This window comes from Caulobacter endophyticus, from assembly GCF_003116815.1.
Lineage (GTDB): Bacteria > Pseudomonadota > Alphaproteobacteria > Caulobacterales > Caulobacteraceae > Caulobacter > Caulobacter endophyticus.
Map to the genome: position 1 here is coordinate 19,563 of NZ_QDKQ01000011.1, position 21,514 is coordinate 41,076.

General features: G+C 70.0%; 15 protein-coding genes. 5 read left to right on the forward strand and 10 right to left on the reverse strand.

Annotated elements, in window-relative coordinates:
* Window positions 1-5 precede the first annotated feature (5 nt).
* Both DDF67_RS01125 and DDF67_RS01130 read right to left on the reverse strand, forming a co-directional pair.
* Window positions 6-311 (reverse strand): RNA-binding S4 domain-containing protein, encoded by a 306-nt coding sequence (locus DDF67_RS01125; protein WP_109099132.1) that lies wholly within the window; start codon window positions 309-311, stop codon window positions 6-8.
* On the reverse strand, window positions 308-2,872 hold the full coding sequence (locus DDF67_RS01130) for a helicase-related protein (protein WP_109099133.1): 2,565 nt from the start codon (window positions 2,870-2,872) through the stop codon (window positions 308-310). Before DDF67_RS01130 ends, DDF67_RS01125 begins: the two co-directional genes overlap by 4 nt.
* A gap of 158 nt (window positions 2,873-3,030) precedes the next feature.
* Here DDF67_RS01130 and DDF67_RS01135 point away from each other — a divergent pair, with 158 nt between their 5' ends.
* The 3 genes from DDF67_RS01135 to DDF67_RS01145 are packed head-to-tail and all read left to right on the forward strand — an operon-like array spanning window position 3,031 to window position 5,972.
* Window positions 3,031-5,286, forward strand: a complete 2,256-nt coding sequence (locus tag DDF67_RS01135) for an ATP-binding protein (RefSeq protein ID WP_158277967.1) — start codon at window positions 3,031-3,033, stop codon at window positions 5,284-5,286.
* A 55-nt stretch (window positions 5,287-5,341) separates the two neighbouring features.
* Window positions 5,342-5,581, forward strand: a complete 240-nt coding sequence (locus DDF67_RS01140; protein ID WP_109099135.1) for an antitoxin — start codon at window positions 5,342-5,344, stop codon at window positions 5,579-5,581.
* Between the two features lies 1 nt (window position 5,582).
* Complete coding sequence (locus DDF67_RS01145) at window positions 5,583-5,972, forward strand: type II toxin-antitoxin system VapC family toxin (protein WP_109099136.1); 390 nt, start codon at window positions 5,583-5,585, stop codon at window positions 5,970-5,972.
* Between the two features lie 6 nt (window positions 5,973-5,978).
* Here DDF67_RS01145 and DDF67_RS01150 read toward each other — a convergent pair whose 3' ends face one another.
* Window positions 5,979-7,619: an amidohydrolase gene (locus tag DDF67_RS01150; protein ID WP_109099137.1), complete on the reverse strand. Its 1,641-nt coding sequence runs from the start codon at window positions 7,617-7,619 to the stop codon at window positions 5,979-5,981.
* Window positions 7,620-7,699: 80 nt separating this feature from the next.
* On the opposite strand from DDF67_RS01150, the gene DDF67_RS01155 reads away from it, so the two are divergent.
* A complete protein-coding gene (locus tag DDF67_RS01155) occupies window positions 7,700-8,272 on the forward strand; it encodes a methylated-DNA--[protein]-cysteine S-methyltransferase (RefSeq protein ID WP_109099138.1) in 573 nt (190 codons plus the stop codon).
* A gap of 57 nt (window positions 8,273-8,329) precedes the next feature.
* Here DDF67_RS01155 and DDF67_RS01160 read toward each other — a convergent pair whose 3' ends face one another.
* Window positions 8,330-10,204 carry an alpha/beta hydrolase family protein gene (locus DDF67_RS01160; RefSeq protein WP_146197923.1) on the reverse strand — a complete coding sequence of 625 codons (1,875 nt, stop codon included), beginning with the start codon at window positions 10,202-10,204 and terminating at the stop codon, window positions 8,330-8,332.
* Window positions 10,205-10,651: 447 nt separating this feature from the next.
* On the opposite strand from DDF67_RS01160, the gene DDF67_RS01165 reads away from it, so the two are divergent.
* Entirely contained in the window at window positions 10,652-13,654 is a 3,003-nt protein-coding gene (locus tag DDF67_RS01165) for a TonB-dependent receptor plug domain-containing protein (protein WP_109099140.1), read from the forward strand.
* Between the two features lie 158 nt (window positions 13,655-13,812).
* Here the strand turns inward: DDF67_RS01165 and DDF67_RS01170 are convergent, their stop codons facing one another.
* The 6 genes from DDF67_RS01170 to DDF67_RS01195 form a co-directional block, all read right to left on the reverse strand.
* Window positions 13,813-14,181, reverse strand: coding sequence for a response regulator (locus tag DDF67_RS01170; RefSeq protein ID WP_109099141.1), 369 nt, complete (start codon window positions 14,179-14,181; stop codon window positions 13,813-13,815).
* A 5-nt stretch (window positions 14,182-14,186) separates the two neighbouring features.
* Window positions 14,187-15,806 carry an HWE histidine kinase domain-containing protein gene (locus DDF67_RS01175; protein ID WP_109099142.1) on the reverse strand — a complete coding sequence of 540 codons (1,620 nt, stop codon included), beginning with the start codon at window positions 15,804-15,806 and terminating at the stop codon, window positions 14,187-14,189.
* Between the two features lie 172 nt (window positions 15,807-15,978).
* The gene (gene aroB / locus DDF67_RS01180) at window positions 15,979-17,094 is read right to left on the reverse strand and encodes a 3-dehydroquinate synthase (protein WP_109099143.1); all 1,116 of its coding nucleotides are present in this window, start codon (window positions 17,092-17,094) and stop codon (window positions 15,979-15,981) included.
* Window positions 17,095-17,098: 4 nt separating this feature from the next.
* On the reverse strand, window positions 17,099-17,674 hold the full coding sequence (locus tag DDF67_RS01185) for a shikimate kinase (RefSeq protein ID WP_109099144.1): 576 nt from the start codon (window positions 17,672-17,674) through the stop codon (window positions 17,099-17,101).
* Between the two features lie 126 nt (window positions 17,675-17,800).
* Window positions 17,801-19,057, reverse strand: a complete 1,257-nt coding sequence (locus DDF67_RS01190) for a carbohydrate porin (protein WP_109099145.1) — start codon at window positions 19,055-19,057, stop codon at window positions 17,801-17,803.
* Entirely contained in the window at window positions 19,054-21,492 is a 2,439-nt protein-coding gene (locus DDF67_RS01195) for a membrane-bound PQQ-dependent dehydrogenase, glucose/quinate/shikimate family (protein WP_109099146.1), read from the reverse strand. The genes DDF67_RS01190 and DDF67_RS01195 overlap by 4 nt, the downstream gene beginning before the upstream one ends.
* Window positions 21,493-21,514 lie beyond the last annotated feature (22 nt).

Consider the following 21,514-nt stretch of genomic DNA (forward strand, 5'->3'; position numbering starts at 1 on the left):
GGGCGCTACCCCTCCAGCGCCTCGTAGAGCCCGCGCGCCTCGGTCGCCGGGCCCCGGCGTTCGCCGCAGTCGAGGATGCGCACGTTCACCAGCCGGCCGCCGATGGCGAAGACCAGGACGTCGCCGGCCTTGAGGGAGCGCGAGGGCTTGTCGATGCGGCTGTCGGGCGAGCCGGCGCGGGTCAGGCGGATGCGGCCCTCGTCGACGAAGCGGGCGGCCATCGAGCGGGTCTTGAAGAAGCGGGCGCGCCACAGCCAGACGTCGGCGCGGCAGTGGTCGGCGTGGGCGTCGTCGTGGGCCGCGTCGCTCATGAGGCGGCCTTTTCGGGCGCGGCGGCGGCCGGCTTGCGACGGCGGGGCTTCTTGCGGCGCGCGGGCGGAGGCGGTGGTTCGGTCAGCTTGGCCAGGGCCGCGAATGGCGAGTCCGGGCGGGCCTTGACCGGCTTGGGCTCCAGCCGCTGGGCGCCGCGGCGTTTCCAGACGATCGGCGCGTCGGGCCTGGCGCGCACGGCCGGGGTGTAGTCGAGCGCGCGCAGGATCGAGGATGCCTCGGCGGGCGTCCAGCCCAGGGCCTCCAGCGCTTCGGTGGTCAGCACCACGCCGCCGGGACGCTGCTCGGCGCGCAGTAGGGCGTCGAGCTTTTCCAGGGTCTCGACCTGCACCAGGTGCTTGCCCGCGACGCGCAGGCCGCTGGCGACCAGGGCGCGGGGCGAGGGCGGAGGCGAGGGCAGGGGCGACAGGCCGACCAGCGGTCCGCGCCAGCCGCCGGGGTCGAGCGCCCGGGCGCAGGCGATGGCCTCGGGCCTCAGCACGCCCGGCGCATAGAGCGAAAAGGCGCCGATGCGCACGCCGAGACTTTTCAGCGTGCGGCGCTCGGCCTGGCTGAGCGCCTTCAGTTCCGGATCGAGCGGGCGCTTGTCGAGCACGCCGCCGGCTTCGAGCAGGCGGTGGGCGACGCCGCGCGGCAGGCCGCGCAGCTCGCCGCCGGCCAGCGCCGCCTGCAGCTTGCGCAGCGGGGCCAGGTGGCGGTCGACCTCGGCGGCCAGGAAGGCGTCGAGTCGGCGCTCGGCCCGCTCGCGCGCGGGCGCTGGGCCAAGCTCCCCCAGCAGCCGGGCGCGGGGCGCCAGCAGGTCGCCGCCCGAGCGCACGGCCCCGGCGGCCTCGCCGCGCCAGAGGATCGCGCCGTCGGGCGTCAGGGCGAAAGCATCGTCCGGCTCGGCGGCCAGCAGGCCCAGGCGACGGGCGATCTCGGGACCGACCGCGCGCTGGGCGGCGTTGCGCAGGGCGCGCTCCTCCAGCGGGGTCGAGGCCTTCTCGGGGACGAAGGTGACGCCCGTCAACCGTCCGACGACCTGGCCCTCGACGCTGACCTCGCCGTCGGTCGCGACCCCGGCCAGCAGCACCTCGCGCTCGCCCAGCTGCTTCATCAGCACGCTGGTGCGGCGGTCGATGAACCGGGCCATCAGCTTTTCGTGCAGGGTGTCGCTGATCTTGTCTTCCAGCTCGCGCGTGCGGCCCTGCCAGTGGACGGGGTTGGCCAGCCAGTCGGGGCGGTTGGCGATGTAGGACAGGGTGCGCACGCCCGAGAGGCGCGCGGCCAGGCTGTCGATCTCGCCGTCGGTGCGATCCAGCGCCTTGAACTGGCCGTTGATCCAGTCTTCCGGCAGGCGCTTGCGGCCGGTGGTCAGGTCGTCGAACAGGGTGCGGACCATCCGCTGGTGGTCGTCGTCGGTGGTCTTGCGGAAGTCGGGCGTCTGGCAGACGTCCCACAGCTTCAGCAGGGCCGAGCGGTCGGTCTTGCAGCGGGCGACGACGTCCTCGTGCGTCGCCAGCTTGCGCAGGGTGCGCTCGTCCAGCGCCTCCTGCGAGAGGGTCAGGCCGGTGCGGTTTGGCGGTTCGGACAGCGAGCGCAGCAGGCCCTGCAGCGAGCCGAAATCCAGCTTGGCGCTGCGCCATTCGGCGGCCATCACCGGCTGGAAGCTGTGCTCCTCGACGGCCTGGACGAGGTCTTCGTCCATCTCCTCGCAGTCGCCCGTGACCCCGAAGGTGCCGTCGCGGGTGTAGCGGCCGGCGCGGCCGGCGATCTGGCCCACCTCCTGCGGGTGCAGCCAGCGGGTGCGACGGCCGTCGAACTTGCGCAGGCCCGCGAAGGCCACGTGGTCGACGTCCATGTTCAGGCCCATGCCGATGGCGTCGGTGGCGACCAGGAAGTCGACCTCGCCGCTCTGGTAGAGGGCGACCTGGGCGTTGCGGGTGCGGGGCGAGAGGCTGCCCATGACCACGGCCGCGCCGCCCCTCTGACGGCGGATCAGCTCGGCGATGGCGTAGACGGCGTCGGTGGAGAAGGCGACCACGGCCGTGCGCCGGGGCAGGCGGGTCAGCTTCTTGGAGCCGGCGTAGGACAGGTTGGAGAACCGCTCGCGGCCGACGATCTCGGCGTCGGGCAGCAGCCGGCGGACCAGCGGGGCCATGGTCGAGGCGCCCAGCAGCATGGTCTCGAACTTGCCGCGGGCGTGCAGCAGGCGGTGGGTGAAGATGTGGCCGCGCTCGGGATCGGCGCACAGCTGGATCTCGTCGATGGCCACGAAGTCGACCTCGCGGCCCAGCGGCATGGCCTCGACGGTGCAGACGAAATAGGCCGCGCGCGGCGGGGTGATCTTCTCCTCGCCGGTGATCAGGGCGACGGCCGCCTTGCCGCGCAGCTTGACGATGCGGTCGTAGATCTCGCGCGCCAGCAGGCGCAGCGGCAGGCCGATCATGCCCGAGCCGTGGCCCAGCATGCGTTCGACGGCCAGATGGGTCTTGCCGGTGTTGGTGGGCCCCAGGACCGCGGTGAGCCGCGACGGGGCGAGGCCGGTGGAACGGTCGCTCATGACCTTCCGAAAGTGGGGCGGGAATCGTGGCGAGGCAAGCGGGGGCTTGGCCGGGATGCGACGATCCGCCGCCCAGGCCGTAAACCATGCTGCACGGCGCGAGCGGCTATGACGACGGGAGAGTTCCTCCCGCTCGCGCTTATCCCGGCCAAGGACCCATGTTCGCCACGCTCCGGTGCCTGGATCAGCACGACCCGACGCTGGTGATCTGGGCGCTTGTCGTCTGCCTTGCCTCGATGGCCGTGGGCGTGCACGCCTATCATCGGGGCGCGACGGCGGCGGGATCCGCCCGCCTTGCCTGGGTGCTGCTGACGGGGCTGGTGCTGGGCAGCGGCGTCTGGGCCACGCACTTCATCGCCATGCTGGGCTTCCAGCCCGCGCTGCGGCTCAGCTTCGACGAGCCGATGACGGCCCTGTCGTTCGCGGTGGCGCTTGCCGGCCTGGCGGGCGGCGCGGGCCTGGCGATGACGGCGAGCGGACGGGCGAGACGCGCGGCCGGCGGGGCGATCTGCGGCGGCGCCATCGCGGCCATGCACTTCGTCGGAGTCTCGGCCATGCGCCTGCCGGCCCTGATGATCTGGCGATCGGATCTGGTCGTCGCGGCCATCCTGATCGCGGCGGTTCTCTCCGCCCTGGCCTTCGCCGATCTCAGGCGCGAGACCGGCCTGCGCGGGCGGGCGGCCTCGATCCTGCTGCTGGCCGCCGCCGTCTGCGGCCTGCACTTCGTGGGCATGGGCGCGGTCACCCTGCTGCCAGTGGCCGACGCGGAAGCGGCGGGCCGCTTCACGCGCGAAGAGCTGGCCCAGTCGGTCATCGCCATGGTGTCGATGATCGTTCTGGCCGGGGGCGGCATGCTGCTGACCCACCGCCTGGCCCATCGCTCGGCCTTCGCCACCCTGCGCTCGGCCCTCAACCGCGCGCCGATCGGCCTGGGCTATTTCGACCGCAACAACCTGCTGCAGGTGTGGAACGCCACCCTGGGCGACTTCGCGCGCCCGTATGGCCTGACCCTGGCGCGCGGCATGAGCCTTTCCGAGATCGCCGAGCGCACCTCGATGGACGCCAAGGCCCGGCAGGCGGCGAGAGCGGTGCTCGACGCCGTCGAAGACCAGGTGGGCGAGTGGGTGTCGCCCGACACCTTCAGCTCGCCCGACGGACGCTTCCAGTCGCTGAAGCTGACGCCGGCCGACGACGGCGGCTTCCTGCTGATCATCACCGACATCACCGAGCACGTCGTGGTCACCGAGCGGGAGATCGAGGCGCGGCGCCTGGCCGAGAGCGCCAACCGCGCCAAGAGCCAGTTCCTGGCCAATATGAGCCACGAGATCCGCACCCCGCTGAACGGCATACTCGGCATGGCCCAGGTGATGTCGCGTGAGGCCCTGGACGGCGACCAGCGCGAGCGCCTGGAGATCATCGGCGCCTCAGGCGCGGCCCTGCTGGAAATCCTCAACGACGTCCTGGACCTGTCCAAGATCGAGGCGGGCCGGATGGAGCTGAACGAGGCCCCGTTCGATCTGGAGGAGACGGTTCGCCTGGCGATCGCGCCCTATGCGCCGCTGGCCGCCGAGAAGGATCTCTCGCTGTCGCTGACGGTGGACGAGGCGGCGGCCGGCGCCTGGCTGGGCGATGCGCCCCGCCTTCGCCAGATCCTCGGCAACCTGGTGGTCAACGCCGTGAAGTTCACCGACCAGGGCGGCGTGGCCGTGTTGGTCGAGCGAAGCGACGCGGGCCTGCGCTTCAAGGTGGCCGACACCGGCGAGGGGGTCTCCGAGGCCGATCGCGAGCGGATCTTCCGAGCCTTCACCCAGGCCGACGCCTCGGCCACCCGGCGCCATGGCGGCACGGGGCTTGGCCTGACCATCTCGCGCAGCCTGGCCGAACGGATGGGCGGCGGGCTCTGGCTGGAAAGCCGCGAGGGCGAGGGGGCGACCTTCGGCGTCGACCTGCCGCTGGCGCCGCTGGCCGAAGGGCCGGCGACGGACGCCGTCCCACCTGTCGCCCCAGCGGCCCCGCAAGGCGCGCTGCGCATCCTGGCGGCCGAAGACAATCTGGTGAACCAGACGGTGCTCCAGGCCCTGCTGGCGCCGTTCGAGGTCGACCTGACGCTGGTCGCCGACGGCGAGCAGGCGGTGGCCGCCTACAGGGCCGATCCGGCCATCGACCTCATCCTGATGGATATCCAAATGCCGGTGCTGAACGGCCTGGCCGCCGCCGAGGCCATCCGCGCTTTGGAGGCCGCCCACGGCCGGGCCGCCGTCCCGATCGTGGCGGTCACCGCCAACGCCATGCCCCACCAGGTCGAGACCTATTTCGTCGCCGGCATGAACGGCTTCGTCGCCAAGCCGCTGAACCTGGCCGACCTGCTGGCGGCGATCGAAGGGGTGACGAGCCCGAAGGCGGACGCGGCTTAGGCCTGGAACCAGGCGCTTACTCGTTGTATATACGAGTGCATACTTGGAGATGCGAATGACCAAGTCCAGCACTCGGACCTTCCGAAGCGGCAACAGTCAGGCGGTTCGTCTGCCCAAGGAGGTGGCGTTCGCCGAGGAGACCGAACTCACCCTGGTGCGCTCGGGTGACGTGCTGACGATCTATCCGGCGCGTGGCACGGTTCAGGATCTAGTGAAGCGCCTGGCTGCGCTCCCGAAGCCGAGCACTGTAGAAGTGCGCGACGACGAGGATTTCCCCGAGCGTCCCGGGCTCTGAAGTGGCCGCCTTCATCCTCGACACCAACGTTGCGATCCACCTGCGAGACGGCGATCCCGCCATCTCGGCCAAGGTCGCGGGGCTGGACGGCGCTGTGCTGCTGTCCATTGTCTCGCGTGTCGAGCTCGAAGGCGGCGTCTATCGCGAGTTGGCGGACGTGGCCGTGCGCCGAGCCCGGCTGGACGCGATGCTGGACGTTCTGCCGGTGCTGGATTTCGGCGCGGAAGCGGCCGACGCCTATCGATCAATCGTGCAGGCGACGGGCTACTCCCGTCGCAAGATCCTTGATCGGATGATCGCGGCTCAGGCCCTGACCCACCGCGCCACACTGGTCACCTGCAATCCCGCTGGCTTTCAGGACGTTCCGGGACTGGCGCTGCTGGCCTGGTAGCGCCTCCTACCGTTCGAACGCCACCTTGCCGTCGACCACGGTGAGGATCGGCTGGGCCTTCAGGATCTCGGCTTCGGGCACGGTCATCAAGTCGCGATCGAAGGCGGTGAGGTCGGCGGCCTTGCCGGCCTCCAGCGTGCCGCGCTGCTGGTCGGCGAAGGCGGCGTAGGCTGGCGCCCAGGTCAGCATGCGCAGGGCCTGCTGGCGGCTGACGGCCTCTTCGGGATGCCAGTCGGCGTTGGAGAAGCCGGTCAGGCTCTTGCGGGCGACGGCGGCGTAGAACTCGATGCGCGGGTCGCCGACCTCGACAGGCGCGTCTGAGCCGGCGGCGACGACCGCGCCGCTTTTGAGCATATCGGCCCAGGCATAGGCGCCCTTCAGGCGGTCCTTGCCCAGGCGCGCAGGGGCGAAATAGAGGTCGCCGATGGCGTGGCTGGGCTGCATCGAGGCCACGACGCCCAGTCTGGAGAAGCGCGGCAGGTCGGCGGCGTCGACCACCTGGGCGTGCTCGATCCGCCAGCGGCGGCCGGTGTCCGATCCCAGCGCTTCGCCAAACCAGTCCAGCACCATGCGGTTGCCGCGATCGCCGATGGCGTGCATGGCGACCTGGGCGTTCACGGCCCGCGCCTTCTGCATCAGGGCCAGGCCCTGGCCGTGCTCGGTGAGCACCAGGCCCAGACCCTCGGCGTCGCTGTACGGCGCCAGCAGGGCCGCCCCGCGCGAGCCCAGGGCGCCGTCCATGTAGAGCTTGATCCCGCGCAGGCGGATCAGGCCGGTCGGGTCGGCGCTGGGGCCGGTCTCCAGCACCTCGGCGGCGCCGGCCGGGTCCATGTAGTTGTCGACGCGCAGCGAGAAGCGACCCTCGGCGGCCAGCTGGCGCAGCTGGTCGAGGTCGGGCGCCTCGACGCTCATATTGCCAAGGCCCGTCCAGCCTCGCGAGGCGTAGAGCTTGCCGGCCGTCTCCAGCGCCTGGCGCTTGAGGGCGGGGGACGGCGGCGGGATCACGCCCTCGACCAGGGCCTGGGCATGGTCGACCAGCATGCCGGTGGGCTCGCCCGTCTCGTCGCGCAGGATCTGGCCGCCGGCCGGGGCCTTGGTGTCTCGGGTCAGGCCGGCCTTGGCCAGGGCGGCGCTGGAGGCGACCACGGCGTGGCCGTCGGCGCGGCCAAGCACGACGATGCGGCCGGGGGCGGCGCGGTCGAGGTCGGCGCGGCTGGGGAAGCGCTTTTCGGGCCAGTGGGTCTCGATCCAGCCGCGGCCGTAGATCGGCGCGTCGCCGGGATGGGCCTGGGCATGGGCGCGGACTGCGGCGACCAGGGCCTCGACGGAGTCGGTCCTGTCGAGGTTGAGCGTCAGCTCGCGCAGGCCGATGCCGGTGAGGTGGGCGTGGGCGTCGACGAAGCCGGGATAGGCCGCGCCGCCCTTCAGGTCGATGTCGCGGACGTCCCTGGCGGCCTTGGCGCGGGCGGGGGCCAGCGGGCCTACGAAGGCGATGGTGCTATCGCGGATCAGCACCGCTTCGGCGGGCGGGGCGCCGGCCACGCCGGTATGGATCGGCCCGCCGTGGACCAGGATGTCGCCGGCCAGGGCCGGACCTGCGGGCAGGGCGAGTGCGAAGGCGGCGGCGAGCAGGGCGGTGCGGCGCAAAGGCGGTCTCCGAAGCAGGATCGTGGAAAGGTAGAGGCCGGCCCTCGCGTCCGGCAACAGCGGTGTTAATCTGAGGGGCGATGGGACAGGGCTTCATGCTTTTCGAGACGGCGATCGGTCGCTGCGGCCTGGCGTGGGGCGCGGGCGGACTGCTCGGCGTGCAGCTGCCCGAGACCGCGCCGGGGGCGGCCTGGGCGCGGCTGCGCAAGCGCTATCCCGACGCCGTCGAAACCGCTCCGCCGGTCGAGGTGGACGAGGCGGCCGACCGCATCATCGACCTGCTGGCCGGAGGGCGCGACGACCTTTCGGACGTGGCGCTGGACCTGACGGTGGTGCAGCCTTTCAATCGCCGGGTCTACGAGATCGCCCGCGCCATACGCCCCGGCGAAACCTCGACCTACGGCCAGGTGGCCAAGGCCATGGGCGAGCCGGGCGCGATGCGGGCGGTGGGCAAGGCCCTGGGCGAGAACCCCTGGCCGATCGTCGTGCCCTGCCACCGGGTGCTGGGCGCCGACGGCAGGATGGGCGGCTTCAGCGCCGACGGCGGCGCGACCACCAAGGCCAGACTGCTGACCATCGAGCGGGCCAGGATCACCGACGTGCCGACCCTGTTCGACATGGACTTCTCGGTCGCCCCGCCCAAGGGGCGCTGAGGGCGACGAAAAAGGGCGGCTCTTGCGAGCCGCCCCTTTCCGTTCCGCCATGGCGGCTCAGAGGCCGCCGGGCTTGCACTCGTTCTGGAAGAACTTTTCGATCTCGACCAGCTGGGTCTCCATCATGGCCGGGGTCATGGTCACGTAGCCGTGGCCCATGTCCTTGATCTCCAGCCACTTGTAGGGCTTGCCCGCCGACTTCAGTCCCGCGATGAAGCGCTCGGAATCCTTGATGTCGACGTTCGTGTCACGGTCGCCGTGATAGAGGAAGACCGGAATCTTGGCCTCGCCGGCCATCTTGATGGCGTCCAGGCCGCCGACGAACGGACGCTGATACTCGCGCATCATGCGGCTTTCGGCCGTGACCCGCTTCATGTCGGCCAGGCTGCCGCCGGCGCCGGAGACGGCGCACTGGTAGAGGCCGTTGGGGCGGATGGTGGCCGCCAGGGCCGAATAGCCGCCGTAGGAGTAGCCGAACATCACCGTCCGGTTCGGATCGGCGATGTTCTGGCCCATCAGCCACTTGGCGCCGTCGTCCTTGTCGTCCTGCATCTTCTGGCCCCACTCGCTGTCGCCGGCGGTCCAGAGCTTGCGGCCCCAGCCCTCGGAACCGCGGAACTGCGGCTGAAGCACGACATAGCCGCGCGAGGCGAAGTACTGCACCCAGCCGGCGACGTCCCAGCTGAGGTGGTCGCGGGCCCAGGGGCCGCCGTGGGGCATGATGATGGTCGGGAACGGGCCCTTGCCGAACGCGGCCGGCGGCGTGGTCAGGAAGGCCGGGATCATCAGGCCGTCGCGGGCGGCGTACTGCACCAGGCGCGTGTCGCCCAGGGTCTCGGCCTTGATCCACGGACGGGCCTTGCCCAGCAGGCTGAGCTTGCCGTCCTTGGTCAGCAAATAGTACTCGCCCGGATCCTTGGGGCCCGACTTCTGGATGATCGCCACCGAACGGTCGTCCGCCCAGCTGGCCACCCGCACGTCGGCGCCGTCGGCGACGTTGATCTTGGCCGTCTGGCCGGTGCCCGGATCGGTCCAGTCCTGCGGGACCATCTTGATCGACAGGGCGGCGCGCAGGCCCTTGTTCATGGCCGCCAGCTGCGGGTCGGTCCAGTAGGTGCTGCCGGCGGCGTCTTCGTAGCCGAAGCCCAGCAGCTTGCCGTCGATGTCCTCGAAGACCCCGCTGGCGTCGAACATCTTGTGCTCGAAGGCGGGCTCCAGGAACGTCTTGGTGCGGATGTCGTATTCGTAGATGCCGGCCTTGTCGCCGTTACGGACGCCCTGCACGTAGACGATGTTGGGATCGCTCGAGAAGCCCGAGATCCCGAACACGTTGCGGTCCTTCAGGAACGAGCGGAAGTGCTCCTCGAACTGGCCGGTGGCCGGGTTCTTGATCCACTGGACGTAGAACGCCTTGCCGTCCTGGTAGTCGATCTCGGTCTTGGCGCGGATCTCGCCCTTGGCGTCGGTCTGCAGGTTGCCGAAGCGCTCGGAGCCACGCTCGACGCGGTCGGCCGTGCCCGAATAGACGTCGGCCTTGAACACGTCGCCATTGTCGTCGACGACCAGGATCTTGCGCGGATCGTGCGGCAGGCGGTCGAGAATTTCCGGGTTGAGGAGGTTCTTCTCCAGCTCGGCGTTCTCGGAGCGGGCCCGGCTTTCGGGCAGGGCGGGGTTCCACTTCTCGCCCTTCAGGTCAGTGATGTAGAGCTTGGCCAGGTGGCCCTTGCTGGAACCGATCGTGTAGGTCTGCTGCACGATGACGGCCAGGCGGTCGTTCTTGATGAACTCGACGCTCTTGAACGCCATGCGGGCCGAGCTGAGGATCGCCGGCGGGCGGTCGATGTGGTCGGTTTCCCAGACCCCGATGACCTGTTCGTCGCCGTTGGCCGAGATCAGGGCCGCGATGTGTTTGCCGTCGGGCGAGATCACCACGCCAGTGATTCCCGGGAAGCGCGTGAGTTCGCGGGCGGAGGGGGCGCCGGGATTGGTCACTCGGGCGTCAGCGTGCCCGGTAATCAAGCACAAGCCCAGAGCGGCCGCCGCGACCGACCAGGCGAATCTGTTCTTCGACTTCACTCAAGCACCCCATTTGCTTGCGATTCGCGCCGCACGGGCGCCGAACGCCTAATGCACGTCAGGAAAACGTTCATGTGAAGACGCGCGCCTACCGGGCGCGCAACTCACCCCCAAAACGTCGTTCCGGACGCATCAACATGGCTGAAGTGTGATCATGTTGTAACGGTTTTCGCAAGAATGCGCGGATTTTCGGCAAACAACGTTGCCGGGACGGTTTCCCCGAGCCTACTGAAGGTAGCGCCGGGCGTGCAGTTCGCTGCCGCCGGCTGATTTTTCCGAGTCTGGGGCTCGAGGGGAGTAGAAATGTTGCAACGTAAGTTCCTGCTGGGAACGAGCATGATCGTCGGCCTGATGGCCGCCGCCGCGGCGCCGACCTTTGCGGCCGCGCAAACCGCCGCGCCGGCCGACGGCACCGAAGTCGACGAACTGATCGTCACCGGTTCGCGCATCAAGCGCAGCGAATACAACAGCGCCTCGCCGGTGCAGGTGATCACCGCCGAAAGCTCGTCGCTGGCCGGCATGATCAACCCGACCGAAGTGCTGCAGAGCGCCTCGGTGGCCGCCGGCTCGACCCAGATCAACAACCAGTTCACCGGCTTCGTCGTCAACGGCGGCGGCGGCGTGAACACCGTGTCGATCCGCGGCCTGGGCGACCAACGCACCCTGGTCATGCTGAACGGCCGCCGCCTGCCGCCGGCCGGCACGCAGGGCGCCGTCGCGGCCGTCGACCTGAACATCCTGCCCGACGCCATCGTCGAACGGTATGAAATCCTGAAGGACGGCGCTTCGTCGGTCTACGGCTCGGACGCCGTGGCCGGCGTCGTCAACGTCATCACCCGCACCAACCTCGACGGCGGCCGACTGGAAGCCTCGGGCCGCTTCGGCGGCGGCGGCGACGGCGGCAACGAATACACCTTCAGCGGCGCCTACGGCAAAGTGCTCGACCGCGGTCGCTTCCTGATCAGCGGCCAGTACTACGAGCAGAAGGCCCTGAAGTACGGCGACCGCAAGGACCTGAACTGCCAGGAGCAGTACACCTTCGATCCCGTCACCGGCCAGCGCAACGACTGGATCGACGTCGACACCGGCACCTACAAGTGCTTCGGCGCCTCGGGCGCGCTGTTCAACTACATCCCGGTCACCGTCGGCGCGACCGGCGCGTTCTACGGCAGCCGCGCGCGCATCTCGACCGACGGCCCGGCCTACGCCGCCAACCAGCCCTTCTGGGCCGCCGCCGCCGCCGACCCCGCCATGCCGGGCTATCGCTTCGCGCCGCTGAACGACCGCGATTCGGTCAACTCGCTCGACGCGGCCTCGGACTTCATCTCGCCGGTGAAGCGCTACACCCTCTATGCCGAAGGCCAGTACGACCTGAACTTCGGCGAGCTGTACGGCGAATTCCTGGGCCACCAGCGCAAGTCGTCGCAGACCAACGTGCAGCAGCTGTTCCCCTACATCTGGGAAAATGCGCCGTGCGAAGTTAACCCGTTCAACTGCGCCGGTTCGGGTATCGCGCCGAACACCTTCGTCCCGCAGTCGCTGGTGCTGACGCCCTACGTCTTCAAGCAGGACGTCAAGGTGTTCCGCGGTCTGGCCGGCCTGCGCGGCAAGTTCGGCCAGGGCCTCGGCTTCCTGACCGGATGGGACTGGGACGCCTATGTCAGCTACTCGAAGAACCGCGGCGAATACTCGCTGACGGGCATCAACAGCGACCTGTTCCTGGCCTCGATCGGCGGCGACTGGGCCGACACCGCGACCTACACCCCCTACTGCACCGGCTTCGGCTATACGCTCTCCAACTGCCACGCGGTGAACCTGTTCTCCGATCAGGTCCTGCGCACCGGCAACCTGACTCCGGAAGACTACGCCTACCTCAAGCTGACCGAGAAGGGCGTCACCGACTACACCCAGCTGATCGTCGAAGGCCAGATCTCGGGCGACATCCTGACCCTGCCGGCCGGCAAGCTCGCCGGCGCGTTCGGCGTGTCCTACCGTCGTGACGAACTGGACGACAAGCCGGGCGCCAACCTGGCCAACCAGAACTTCTACAACCTGGCCACGGCCAACCGCACCAAGGGCGACGACGCCGTCACCGAAGCCTACGGCGAACTGGAAGCCCCGCTGCTGAAGGGCCTGCCGGCGGTGGAAGCCCTGACGCTGAACCTGTCGGGCCGTTATTCGGACTACAAGTCGTACGGTTCGAACTCGACCTACAAGGCCGGCCTGAACTGGCAGCTCAGCAATCAGTACCGCCTGCGCACCAGCTACGGCACCTCGTTCCGCGCCCCGGCGCTGTTCGAACGCTTCCTGGGCGACCAGGGCGGCTATCTGAGCCAGGCTTCGGTCGACCCCTGCATCCGCTGGGCTGGCGACGGCACCTCGGTGATCAACCCGGTCGTGGCCCAGAACTGCGCCGCTCAAGGCATCCCGGGCAACTACACCGGCGCCAACCCCTCGGTGTTCATCACCACGGGCGGCGGCGAGAACCTGAAGCCCGAGAAGTCGAAGGCCTTCAGCGCCGGCTTCGTCTGGACGCCGGAGTTCGCCGACCTGAGCGTGGCGGTCGACTACTACGAGATCGAGGTCAACGACCAGGTCACCAGCAACGGCGCGGCCGTCGTCGGTCAGTGCTACGCCGCCGCCGACTTCCCGACCAACCCGTTCTGCAGCCTGTTCACGCGTGACCTGACCGTGGGCTCGTCGACCCGCTACGGGATCACCGAGATCGACGGCAGCTTCCGCAACATCGTCTCGCAGACGAGCCGCGGCATCGACCTGACCACGCGTTACTCGCAGGACGTCGGGCCGGGCAACTTCACCCTGGAAACCCAATTCAGCTACACGCTGGAGGACACCCAGGAACTGTTCCCGGGCAACACCGACGACTTCAACGGTCTGATCGGCGAGCCGAAGGTCGTGGGCAACACCCAGGCCCGCTACCGCTGGAACGACGTGACCCTGACCTGGTCGACCGAGTTCGTCGGCCACCAGTCGAACTACGACTACCAGTTCGGCACCGACATCTCGGCCCCGTCGAACTACACCACGCCGCAAGGCGCGCGTTACCGCGGCAAGAACCACGCCGAGGCCATGTGGTACCACCACCTGTCCCTGCGTTACCGCACCGATACCTGGGAAGGCCTGGTCGGCGTCAGCAACGTGTTCAACGAAGCGCCGCCGAAGGTGTCGCCGGCCCTGGCCGACCGCGGCAACTACACCTACGGCCGCGTTGGCAGCTACGCCTTCGCGACCCAGTACGACTACATCGGCCGTCAGGCTTTCGTGAGCCTGACCCGTCGCTTCTAAGCGCGACGGTCATCCGGACGGACAGGGGGCGGCGCGCAAGCGCCGCCCCTTTTTCGTCGCCCCGCGGTCCGGCGCGTGGCGACGCGCACATGAAAACGCCCGCGCGAGCGCGGGCGTTTGCGTATTCGGATCGCTGGCGGAAAGCAGCCTTGCCGGCCTCAGGCGACCTGGGCGGCCAGGCCTTCGAGCACGCGGCGCAGGTCGGCCTCGCGGAACGGCTTCTGCAGCACGGGCGAGCCCTTGTGCGGTTCGGTAAGGCCCGCCTCGCCATAGCCGCTGGCGAAGGCGAAGGGCACGCCGCGCGCCTTCAGGGCGTCGGCCACCGGGAAGATCGGGCGGCCACCGAGATTGACGTCGAGCAGGGCCGCGTCGATCTCGGCCGAGCCGGCCAGGCGCAGGGCTTCCTCGATCTCGGCGGCCGGGCCCACGACCTCGCAGCCGAGATCGCCGAGCATGTCCTCGACCAGCATCGAGACGAGAGCTTCGTCTTCGACAACCAGTACCTTCAGGGCGGCGAGGGTCTTCATCTGTTTCACGGCTCCAGGGCGGCGAGGGGCAGCGTCATGGCGCAGACCAAGCCTGATTGATCATAGGTGAGACGGACCACGCCCGACAACTCGCCGGCGAGGCCCTTCTCGAGAAGGCGGGCGCCGAAGCCGCGCCGGGTCGGCGCGTTGACGGCGGGGCCGTCGCGCTCGGTCCAGCGCAGGACCAGCCGGCCCGGCGCCTCGGGCGGGGCGATGGTCCAGGCGATGCTCACGCGGCCCTCCGGCGTCGACAGGGCGCCGTACTTGGCGGCGTTGGTGGCCAGCTCATGCACGGCCATGCCCACGGCCACCGTGGCCTTGGGGTTGAGGCGCAGGTCGCGGTCGTAGTCGAAGTCCAGCCGCTCGCGGCCGGCGAAGGCCTCCAGTTCGGCGTCGACGATCTCGCGCAGGCTGGCGCTTTCCCAGTTCTGCTCGGTCAGCAGGTTGTGGGTCTGCGAGAGGGCGATCAGCCGGGCCTCGAAGGCCTCGCGGAAGGCGTCCAGGTCGTCGGCGGCGCGCAGGGTCTGGGCGGCCATCGACTGCACGGTGACCAGGGTGTTCTTGACACGGTGGTTCAGCTCGTTGAGCAGCAGGCGCTGGCGCTCTTCGGCGCGCTTGCGCTCGGTGACGTCCAGCGACACGCCGGCCATGCGCCGCACGCCGCCGATCACCGGCGTCTCGTCGCGCACGGCGGCCCGGCCGCGGGCGTGCACCCAGCGCGTCTCGCCGCTGGGGATCACCACGCGGTACTCGATATCGTAGTCGCCCCCGGTGCGGATGGCTTCGTCCATGGCGGCCAGCATTCGTGCGCGGTCGCTGGAGTGGATGGTGGCCACCAGGTCGTCGAAGCCGAAGTCCTCGTCGGCTGTGCGCCCGTAGTTCGACTTGCAGATGTCGGAGGCGTCGTAGGCGCGGGTCTCGACGTCGAGCTCCCAGGATCCCAGGCGCCCGGAGTCGAGGGCGAACTTCAGGCGCTCCTCGGTGCGGCGGCGCTCGGTGAGCTCGCGGTCGCCGGCCTGGCCGGCCCGGCTCCACTCGATGGCGACGGCGGCCTGGGCGGCCAGGCCCACGATCACCGTCTCGGCCCGCGCGTCGAACCTGCCGGGCTCGCGGTGGCCGAAGAAGAGGCCGCCCAGCACTAGGCCGTCGGAGGTCTTGACCGGCGCGGCCAGATAGCTGCGCACCGGCAGATGGCCCTCGGGCATGCCCTTGCGCGGCGCGTTCTGGCCATAGCGCGGGTCGGCCGTCACGTCGTCGGAGCGGACCACGCCCGTGCCGTCGAAGGTTGGCGCGAAGATCGCCGTCTTGCGCGGCATCGGAAAGTCGGAAAAGGCCTCGGGCGGCGCGCCGGCCAGGCCGTAGAGCATGTAGCTCTCTCCGGCTTCGTCGACGACATTGTAGAAGAAGGCCCCGAACTGGGCGCCGATCAGCTCTACCCCGCCGTCGATCACGGCCTGGACCGTCTCGCCAAGGCTCTGGTGCGCGCCGATCGCCGCGGCGATGCGGCTGAACGCCTGGTTGCGGCGCACCTCGTCGGCATGGGCCGCCTGCGCCTCGGCCAGCCGTCGGCGGAGATCGGCAATCTCCTCCGTCGCTGACACCGCGTCGGCCTCCAAAACGGTCACCTAGGCTCCCCCCTAGACCCCAACGCCGACAACACGGCGCGTCGTCCTCAACGCGCCGGAACCAGAGCGGTTCCGCCGATCGTAAACAAGCTTGGCTTCCAGGGAAGCGACGACATGAAACGCCTGCCTCGTTCCCCTTGGACCACGCAGCGGGGCGGCCAGACGGCGGGTCTCAGCCCGCCGCGCCCTCGGTCAGCAGGAAGGCGCGCAGCGGGGCCGGATCGACGGCCTTGGCCACGAAGGCCTCGCCGATCCTGCGCACCAGCACGAAGGTCAGGGCGCCGCCCTCGGCCTTCTTGTCCTGGCCCATGTGGGCGATCAGGGCGTCGGCGCCGAAGGGCTGGCTGCGCACCTCGGCCAGGGTGGTCGGCAGGCCGGCGGCCTTGATGGCGGCCACGGCGCGGACGGCGTCCTGGGCCGGGCACAGGCCCTGCGCGGCCGAGAAGCGGAAGGCCTGGGCCATGCCCACGCCCACGGCCTCGCCGTGCTTGAGCGCGTCGCCAAAGCCCATCTCGGCCTCAATGGCGTGGCCGAAGGTGTGGCCGAGGTTGAGCAGGGCGCGGCGGCCGGCCTCCTTCTCGTCTTCGGCGACGATCTCGGCCTTCATCTCGACGCTGCGACCGACGGCGCGGACCAGGCTTTCCGTATCGCGCTCCAGGACGGCGTGGACGTTCTTTTCCAGCCACTCGAAGAAGTCGAAATCGCCCAGCAGCCCGTACTTGATCACCTCGGCGTAGCCGCAGGCCAGCTCGCGGGCGGGCAGGGTGGCCAGGACGTCCAGGTCGGCCAGCACGAGGCGCGGCTGGTGGAAGGCGCCGATCAGGTTCTTGCCGCGCGGGGTGTCGATGGCGGTCTTGCCGCCGACCGAGCTGTCGACCTGGGCCAGCAGCGAGGTCGGGATCTGGATGAAGTCGACGCCGCGCTTGTAGATCGCCGCCGCGAAGCCGGCGAGGTCGCCGATCACGCCGCCGCCGAAGGCCACGATCATGTCGCCGCGTTCCAGGTTCAGCGCCAGCAGCTGGTCCGACAGGTGGGCCAGGCCCTCGAAGCTCTTGGTCTCCTCGCCCGGCGGCAGCACGATCACGTCGACCGAGGCGCCGGCCTTCTCCAGCGACACCGACAGCCGCTCCACATGGTGCTCGCCGACATTGGCGTCGGTGACCACGGCGCAGCGCTTGCGCTTGGAGAGGAACGGCAGCACGTGCTCGCCGGCCCTGTCGATCAGGCCCGTGCCGATGACGACGTCGTAGGCGCGATCGCCCAGGCCCACGGGAACGGTGCGGATCACGGTCTTACTCTCCGGTAGCGGACGCGGCGGCGAGGCGGCCCTGCAAGGCGGCGATCACGGCCTCGACGGCCACCATGTGGGGCGTGTCGCCGGTCTCGACGGTCAGGTGGGCCTCGCCATAGGCGGGGTAGCGGGTCACGGCCTGCTCGCGCAGGACGTCCATCGGGTCGCGGTTCTTCAGCAGCGGACGGCCGTCCTTGCGGCCGACGCGGCGGGCCAGCAGCTCCAGGTCTGCCTTCAGCCAGACGGCGATGGCCTTGTCCTTGATCAGGGCGCGGGTCTCGGCGTTGACGAAGGCCCCGCCGCCGGTGGCCAGCACGTGCGGCGGCTCGTCCAGCAGGCGGGCGATGACCCGGCGCTCGCCGTCGCGGAAGGCTTCCTCGCCCATCTCGGCGAAGATCTCGGGGATCGAGCGGCCGGCGGCGCGCTCGACCTCGTTGTCGGCGTCGCGGAACGGCAGGTCCAGCGTATTGGCCAGGCGCCGGCCCACGCTGGACTTGCCCACGCCCATCAGCCCGACCAGCACGATGGTCCGGTCACGGAGGTCTGGATGGCGGGGCGGGGCGAGGTCGGCGGTCATGGTCGATCCCCCGATACACGACCCGCGCCCCCGCCGCCACGCTTGGACCTGCGGTTATTCCTGGGGCGGGCGTTAGTTTTGGGGGAGGGGGCGGGAGCGGCCTGTTCTCGCCCCGACCCCGCCCCACTAGAACTGCGCCTTGACCTGCGCGCCCACGGCCAGGGCGTTTGGGGTGTCGCGATAGCTGAAGGCGCCGGGCTCGATGATGTATTGCACGTCGGGGCGCACGGTCAGCCAGCGGGTCGCCTGCCAGCCGTAGCTCAGTTCGATCGCGGTCTCGCCGGCCGGCAGGGCTGCGTGATCGACCGGCGAAGCGGCGGTGTCGGCATAGGCCTGCCGCAGGCGCGGATTGAGCCTTGCGTGGATCAGGCCCAGGGCGACGGTGTCGGCGTCGTGGCCCCGGAACGTGCCGGTCTTGACCAAGCCCGCCTCGTACCAGCGGGTGATCGGCGCCGAGGCCTTGGGATTGCTGGTGAACTGGCCAAACAGCGACAGGCCCCGATTGCCGCTTCCCTGCCGCCAGATCATCTGGTCGGCCAGCAGGTAGACGCCGTAGCGACCTTTCACCGTTCCAGTCTCGCCCTGACGGGTGACGCGCGAGCTGTCGTAATAGGCCCCCAGCTTGTAGTGGCCGGGCAGGCCTCCCTTTCCGCTCCGGTCGTACTCCACCTCCAGCGGCAGCATGACGCCGGTTGAGCCCGAGGCGAACAGACGCCAGGCGTTGGCCTTGTCGTTAAGCGCCGGGTTCACCTGATAGACGCCGGTGCGCACCAGCAGGTCGGGGCGAACCGCATAGCGCGCCGCCACGCCCCAGCGGGCGTTGGGATAGTTGTACCAGCCGCTGTCGCCCGACATCGACAGCGGGTGGGCGCAGAAGGCCGCGTTGACCAGGTTGCAGCCGATGGCCATGCCGCCCAGGTCGTTGCCCATGGCGAAGAAGCCGGCCCGCAGGTCCAGCCGCCCGCCGTCCAGCTGCTGCTCGATGGAAAGCTCGGTCAGTCGCGTATACTGGCCGCCATAGGCCTCCTGGATCGGCAGGCGGTTGCCGACCACGTCGGACGACACGCCCTTGCCGCGCCGGTCATTGAAGGTCACGTGGACGATGGCGCCCGGCCAGCCGGCCAGCTTGTCGAGGTCGAAGTCGGCGCCGACGCGGATCTGCTGGGTGTAGCCGCCGCCGCGTCGCAGGCCGCCGTCCAGCACGCTGAAGGTCTCCGAGACGTAGTCGCCCCGGAAGGCGATCCCGTCTTCGGCCAGATCGGTGCGCACCCCGCCCCAATCGCCGGTCAGGCTCGTGCGTTCGCCGGCGAGGGCCGGCGAGGCGCAGGCCAGGGCCGCCGCCAGTCCGGCGGCGGAGCCCAGCCGTTCGACCAGCCTGCTCATTTCAGGGCGTAGGCGATCACGTAGTCGCCGCGGTCGGGCGACTGGCGCGCGCCGCCGGCGGTGATCACCACATACTGCTTGCCGGTCCTGGGCGAGCGATAGCTCATCGGGCCGCCCTGGCTGCCCACCGGCAGGCGGGCCTTCCAGACCTCCTTGCCGGCCGCGGAATCGAAGGCGCGCAGATAGTAGTCCTGCGTGCCGGCGAAGAAGACGAGGCCGCCTTGCGTGGCAAGGCTGCCGCCCAGGGTGGGCAGGCCGATCGGCATGGGAAGGCCCATCTTGATCCCCAGCGGACCGGTGTCGCGCACGGTGCCGACCGGAACCTGCCACTTGATCTTCTGGGTCGTCATGTCGACGGCGGTCATCGTGCCGTAGGGCGGGGCCTGGCAGGGAATGCCCAGCACCGACAGGAAGCGGTTCTTGTCGACCGAGTAGGGCGTGCCCTTCAGCGGCACGGCGCCCATGCCGGTATTGACCGCCTCGCCGCCGCCGGCGGCCGCGGCCTTGCTGGTGTCCTGCGGGATCATCCGGACCCACAGGCCAAGGCGCATGTCGTTGACGAAGATGGTGTTGGTGGTCGGGTCGGTCGACAGGCCGCCCCAGTTCATGCCGCCCAGCGAGCCGGGGAAGCTCAGCGACTTGTCCGTGCCCGGCGCGGTGTAGAGACCCTCGTAGCGCATGCCCTTGAAGGCGATGCGGCACAGCAGCTGGTCGAAGGGCGTGGCGCCCCACATGTCGGCTTCCTTCAGGGTCTGGGCGCCGATCTGCGGCATGCCGGTCGAGCGCGGCTGGCTCAGGGCATAGGGCTCGCCGGGAATGTCGGCGGCCTTGACCGGCACGTTCTCGACCTTGGTCAGGGGCTGGCCCGTGGCGCGGTCGAGCACGTAGAGCTGGCCGGCCTTGGTGCCGAAGACGAGCGCGGGAACGCTGCCGCCGCCGGCCTTGGGGAAGTCGATGAAGCTGGGCTGCATCGGCACGTCGAAGTCCCAGAGGTCGTTGTGGACGGTCTGGAACACCCACTTCTCGCGGCCCGTCGTGGCGTCCAGCGCCAGCATCGAGGCGCCGTAGCGGTGGTCGAGCGCGCTGCGGGTCTTGCCGTAGAGGTCGACCGAGGCGCTGCCCACCGGCATGAACACTGTGTTGGAGGAGGGATCGTACGACATCGACGACCAGACGTTGGGCGTCGAGCGGGCGTAGGTCTTGCCGGCCGGCGGCGCGCCGGTGATCGACGGATCGCCCGGATCGAAGGCCCAGCGCAGGGCGCCGGTGATCACGTCGAAGCCGCGCACCACGCCGCCGGGCATGTCGACCTGCACGTTGTCGGCGATGCGGCCGCCGACGACGATCGTCGTGCCGGCCAGGGTCGGGGCAGCGGTCACCTGGTACTGCGGGTCGGGCGCGTCGCCCAGGCCCGCCTTGAGGTCGACGCGGCCGGCGGTTCCGAAGTCCTGGCAGGCCTTGCCGGTGTCGGCGTCGAAGGCCATCAGCACCGCGTTGATGGTGTTCATCAGGATGCGGCGACGGCAGGGCGCGCCTTCGGGGATGGTCGCGGCCAGGATGGGGCTGGCACCGGCGGCGGTCGGCTGCAGCAGCGGCGCGCCGGCGTCGAAATAGGCCAGGCCCCGGCAGCGCATCCAGACCGAGGCCTTGGCGTCGACGATGGTCTTCCACTTCTCGGCGCCGGTGTCGGCGTCCAGCGCGATGACGTTGTTGTGCGGGGTGCAGATATAGACGGTGTCGCCGACCTGCAGCGGGGTGTTCTGGTCCTCGGCGCCGTTGCCGTCGCTGACCGCCACGTCGCCCGTGCGGTAGGTCCAGGCGACCTTCAGGCCCCCCACGTTATCGCGGGTGATCTCGTCCAGGGCCACGAAGCGGCTGGCGCCGGGGGTGTTGCCGTAGGCTTCCCAGTTCTTCTGGGCCTTGGCCGGATCGACCGGGATCAGACCGCCGGCCGCGCCGGTGAAGGCCACGGTGGGATGGGGGAAGAACATGGCGGTGAAGCCCGCCGCCGCGCCCAGGGCCAGCACCGCGCCGGTCGCCAGGGCGGGAACCAGGGCCGGGGGCTTGCCGCTGGCCCGGGCCATCAGCGGATAGGAAAAGGCCACCACGGCCGCACCGACGCTCAAGGCCAGCAGGCGCGAGATCAGCGGCCAGAACGCAAAGCCCGACTCCCACAGCGCCCAGATCACCGTGACGACGAACACCGCCCCGAACAGCAGGGCGCCGGTCGTCCTGGCCCGGCAGATCTGCACGCCGGCCGCGGCCAGCACCACGCCGGCCAGCACGAAGTAGGGACTGCCGCCCAGCGCCAGCAGCTTGCCGCCGCCGATCACGAAGAACAGACCCGCGGCCACGATGACCGCGCCGAGCAGCAGCAGCCACAGCCGCGCCAGCGGACTGACGGCTTTTCGGGTGTCGGACAGGGTGGAGGGCATTGGGGGCTCCCGTGGATGATCG

What these genes read in the sequence shown, in the direction of transcription:
- DDF67_RS01185 (WP_109099144.1), bottom strand. Translation starts at nt 17,674, where the DNA reads ATGACCGCCGACCTCGCCCCGCCCCGCCATCCAGACCTCCGTGACCGG.
- DDF67_RS01135 (WP_158277967.1), top strand. Translation starts at nt 3,031, where the DNA reads ATGTTCGCCACGCTCCGGTGCCTGGATCAGCACGACCCGACGCTGGTG.
- DDF67_RS01170 (WP_109099141.1), bottom strand. Translation starts at nt 14,181, where the DNA reads ATGAAGACCCTCGCCGCCCTGAAGGTACTGGTTGTCGAAGACGAAGCT.
- DDF67_RS01155 (WP_109099138.1), top strand. Translation starts at nt 7,700, where the DNA reads ATGGGACAGGGCTTCATGCTTTTCGAGACGGCGATCGGTCGCTGCGGC.
- DDF67_RS01130 (WP_109099133.1), bottom strand. Translation starts at nt 2,872, where the DNA reads ATGAGCGACCGTTCCACCGGCCTCGCCCCGTCGCGGCTCACCGCGGTC.
- DDF67_RS01195 (WP_109099146.1), bottom strand. Translation starts at nt 21,492, where the DNA reads ATGCCCTCCACCCTGTCCGACACCCGAAAAGCCGTCAGTCCGCTGGCG.
- DDF67_RS01125 (WP_109099132.1), bottom strand. Translation starts at nt 311, where the DNA reads ATGAGCGACGCGGCCCACGACGACGCCCACGCCGACCACTGCCGCGCC.
- DDF67_RS01190 (WP_109099145.1), bottom strand. Translation starts at nt 19,057, where the DNA reads ATGAGCAGGCTGGTCGAACGGCTGGGCTCCGCCGCCGGACTGGCGGCG.
- DDF67_RS01140 (WP_109099135.1), top strand. Translation starts at nt 5,342, where the DNA reads ATGACCAAGTCCAGCACTCGGACCTTCCGAAGCGGCAACAGTCAGGCG.
- DDF67_RS01165 (WP_109099140.1), top strand. Translation starts at nt 10,652, where the DNA reads ATGTTGCAACGTAAGTTCCTGCTGGGAACGAGCATGATCGTCGGCCTG.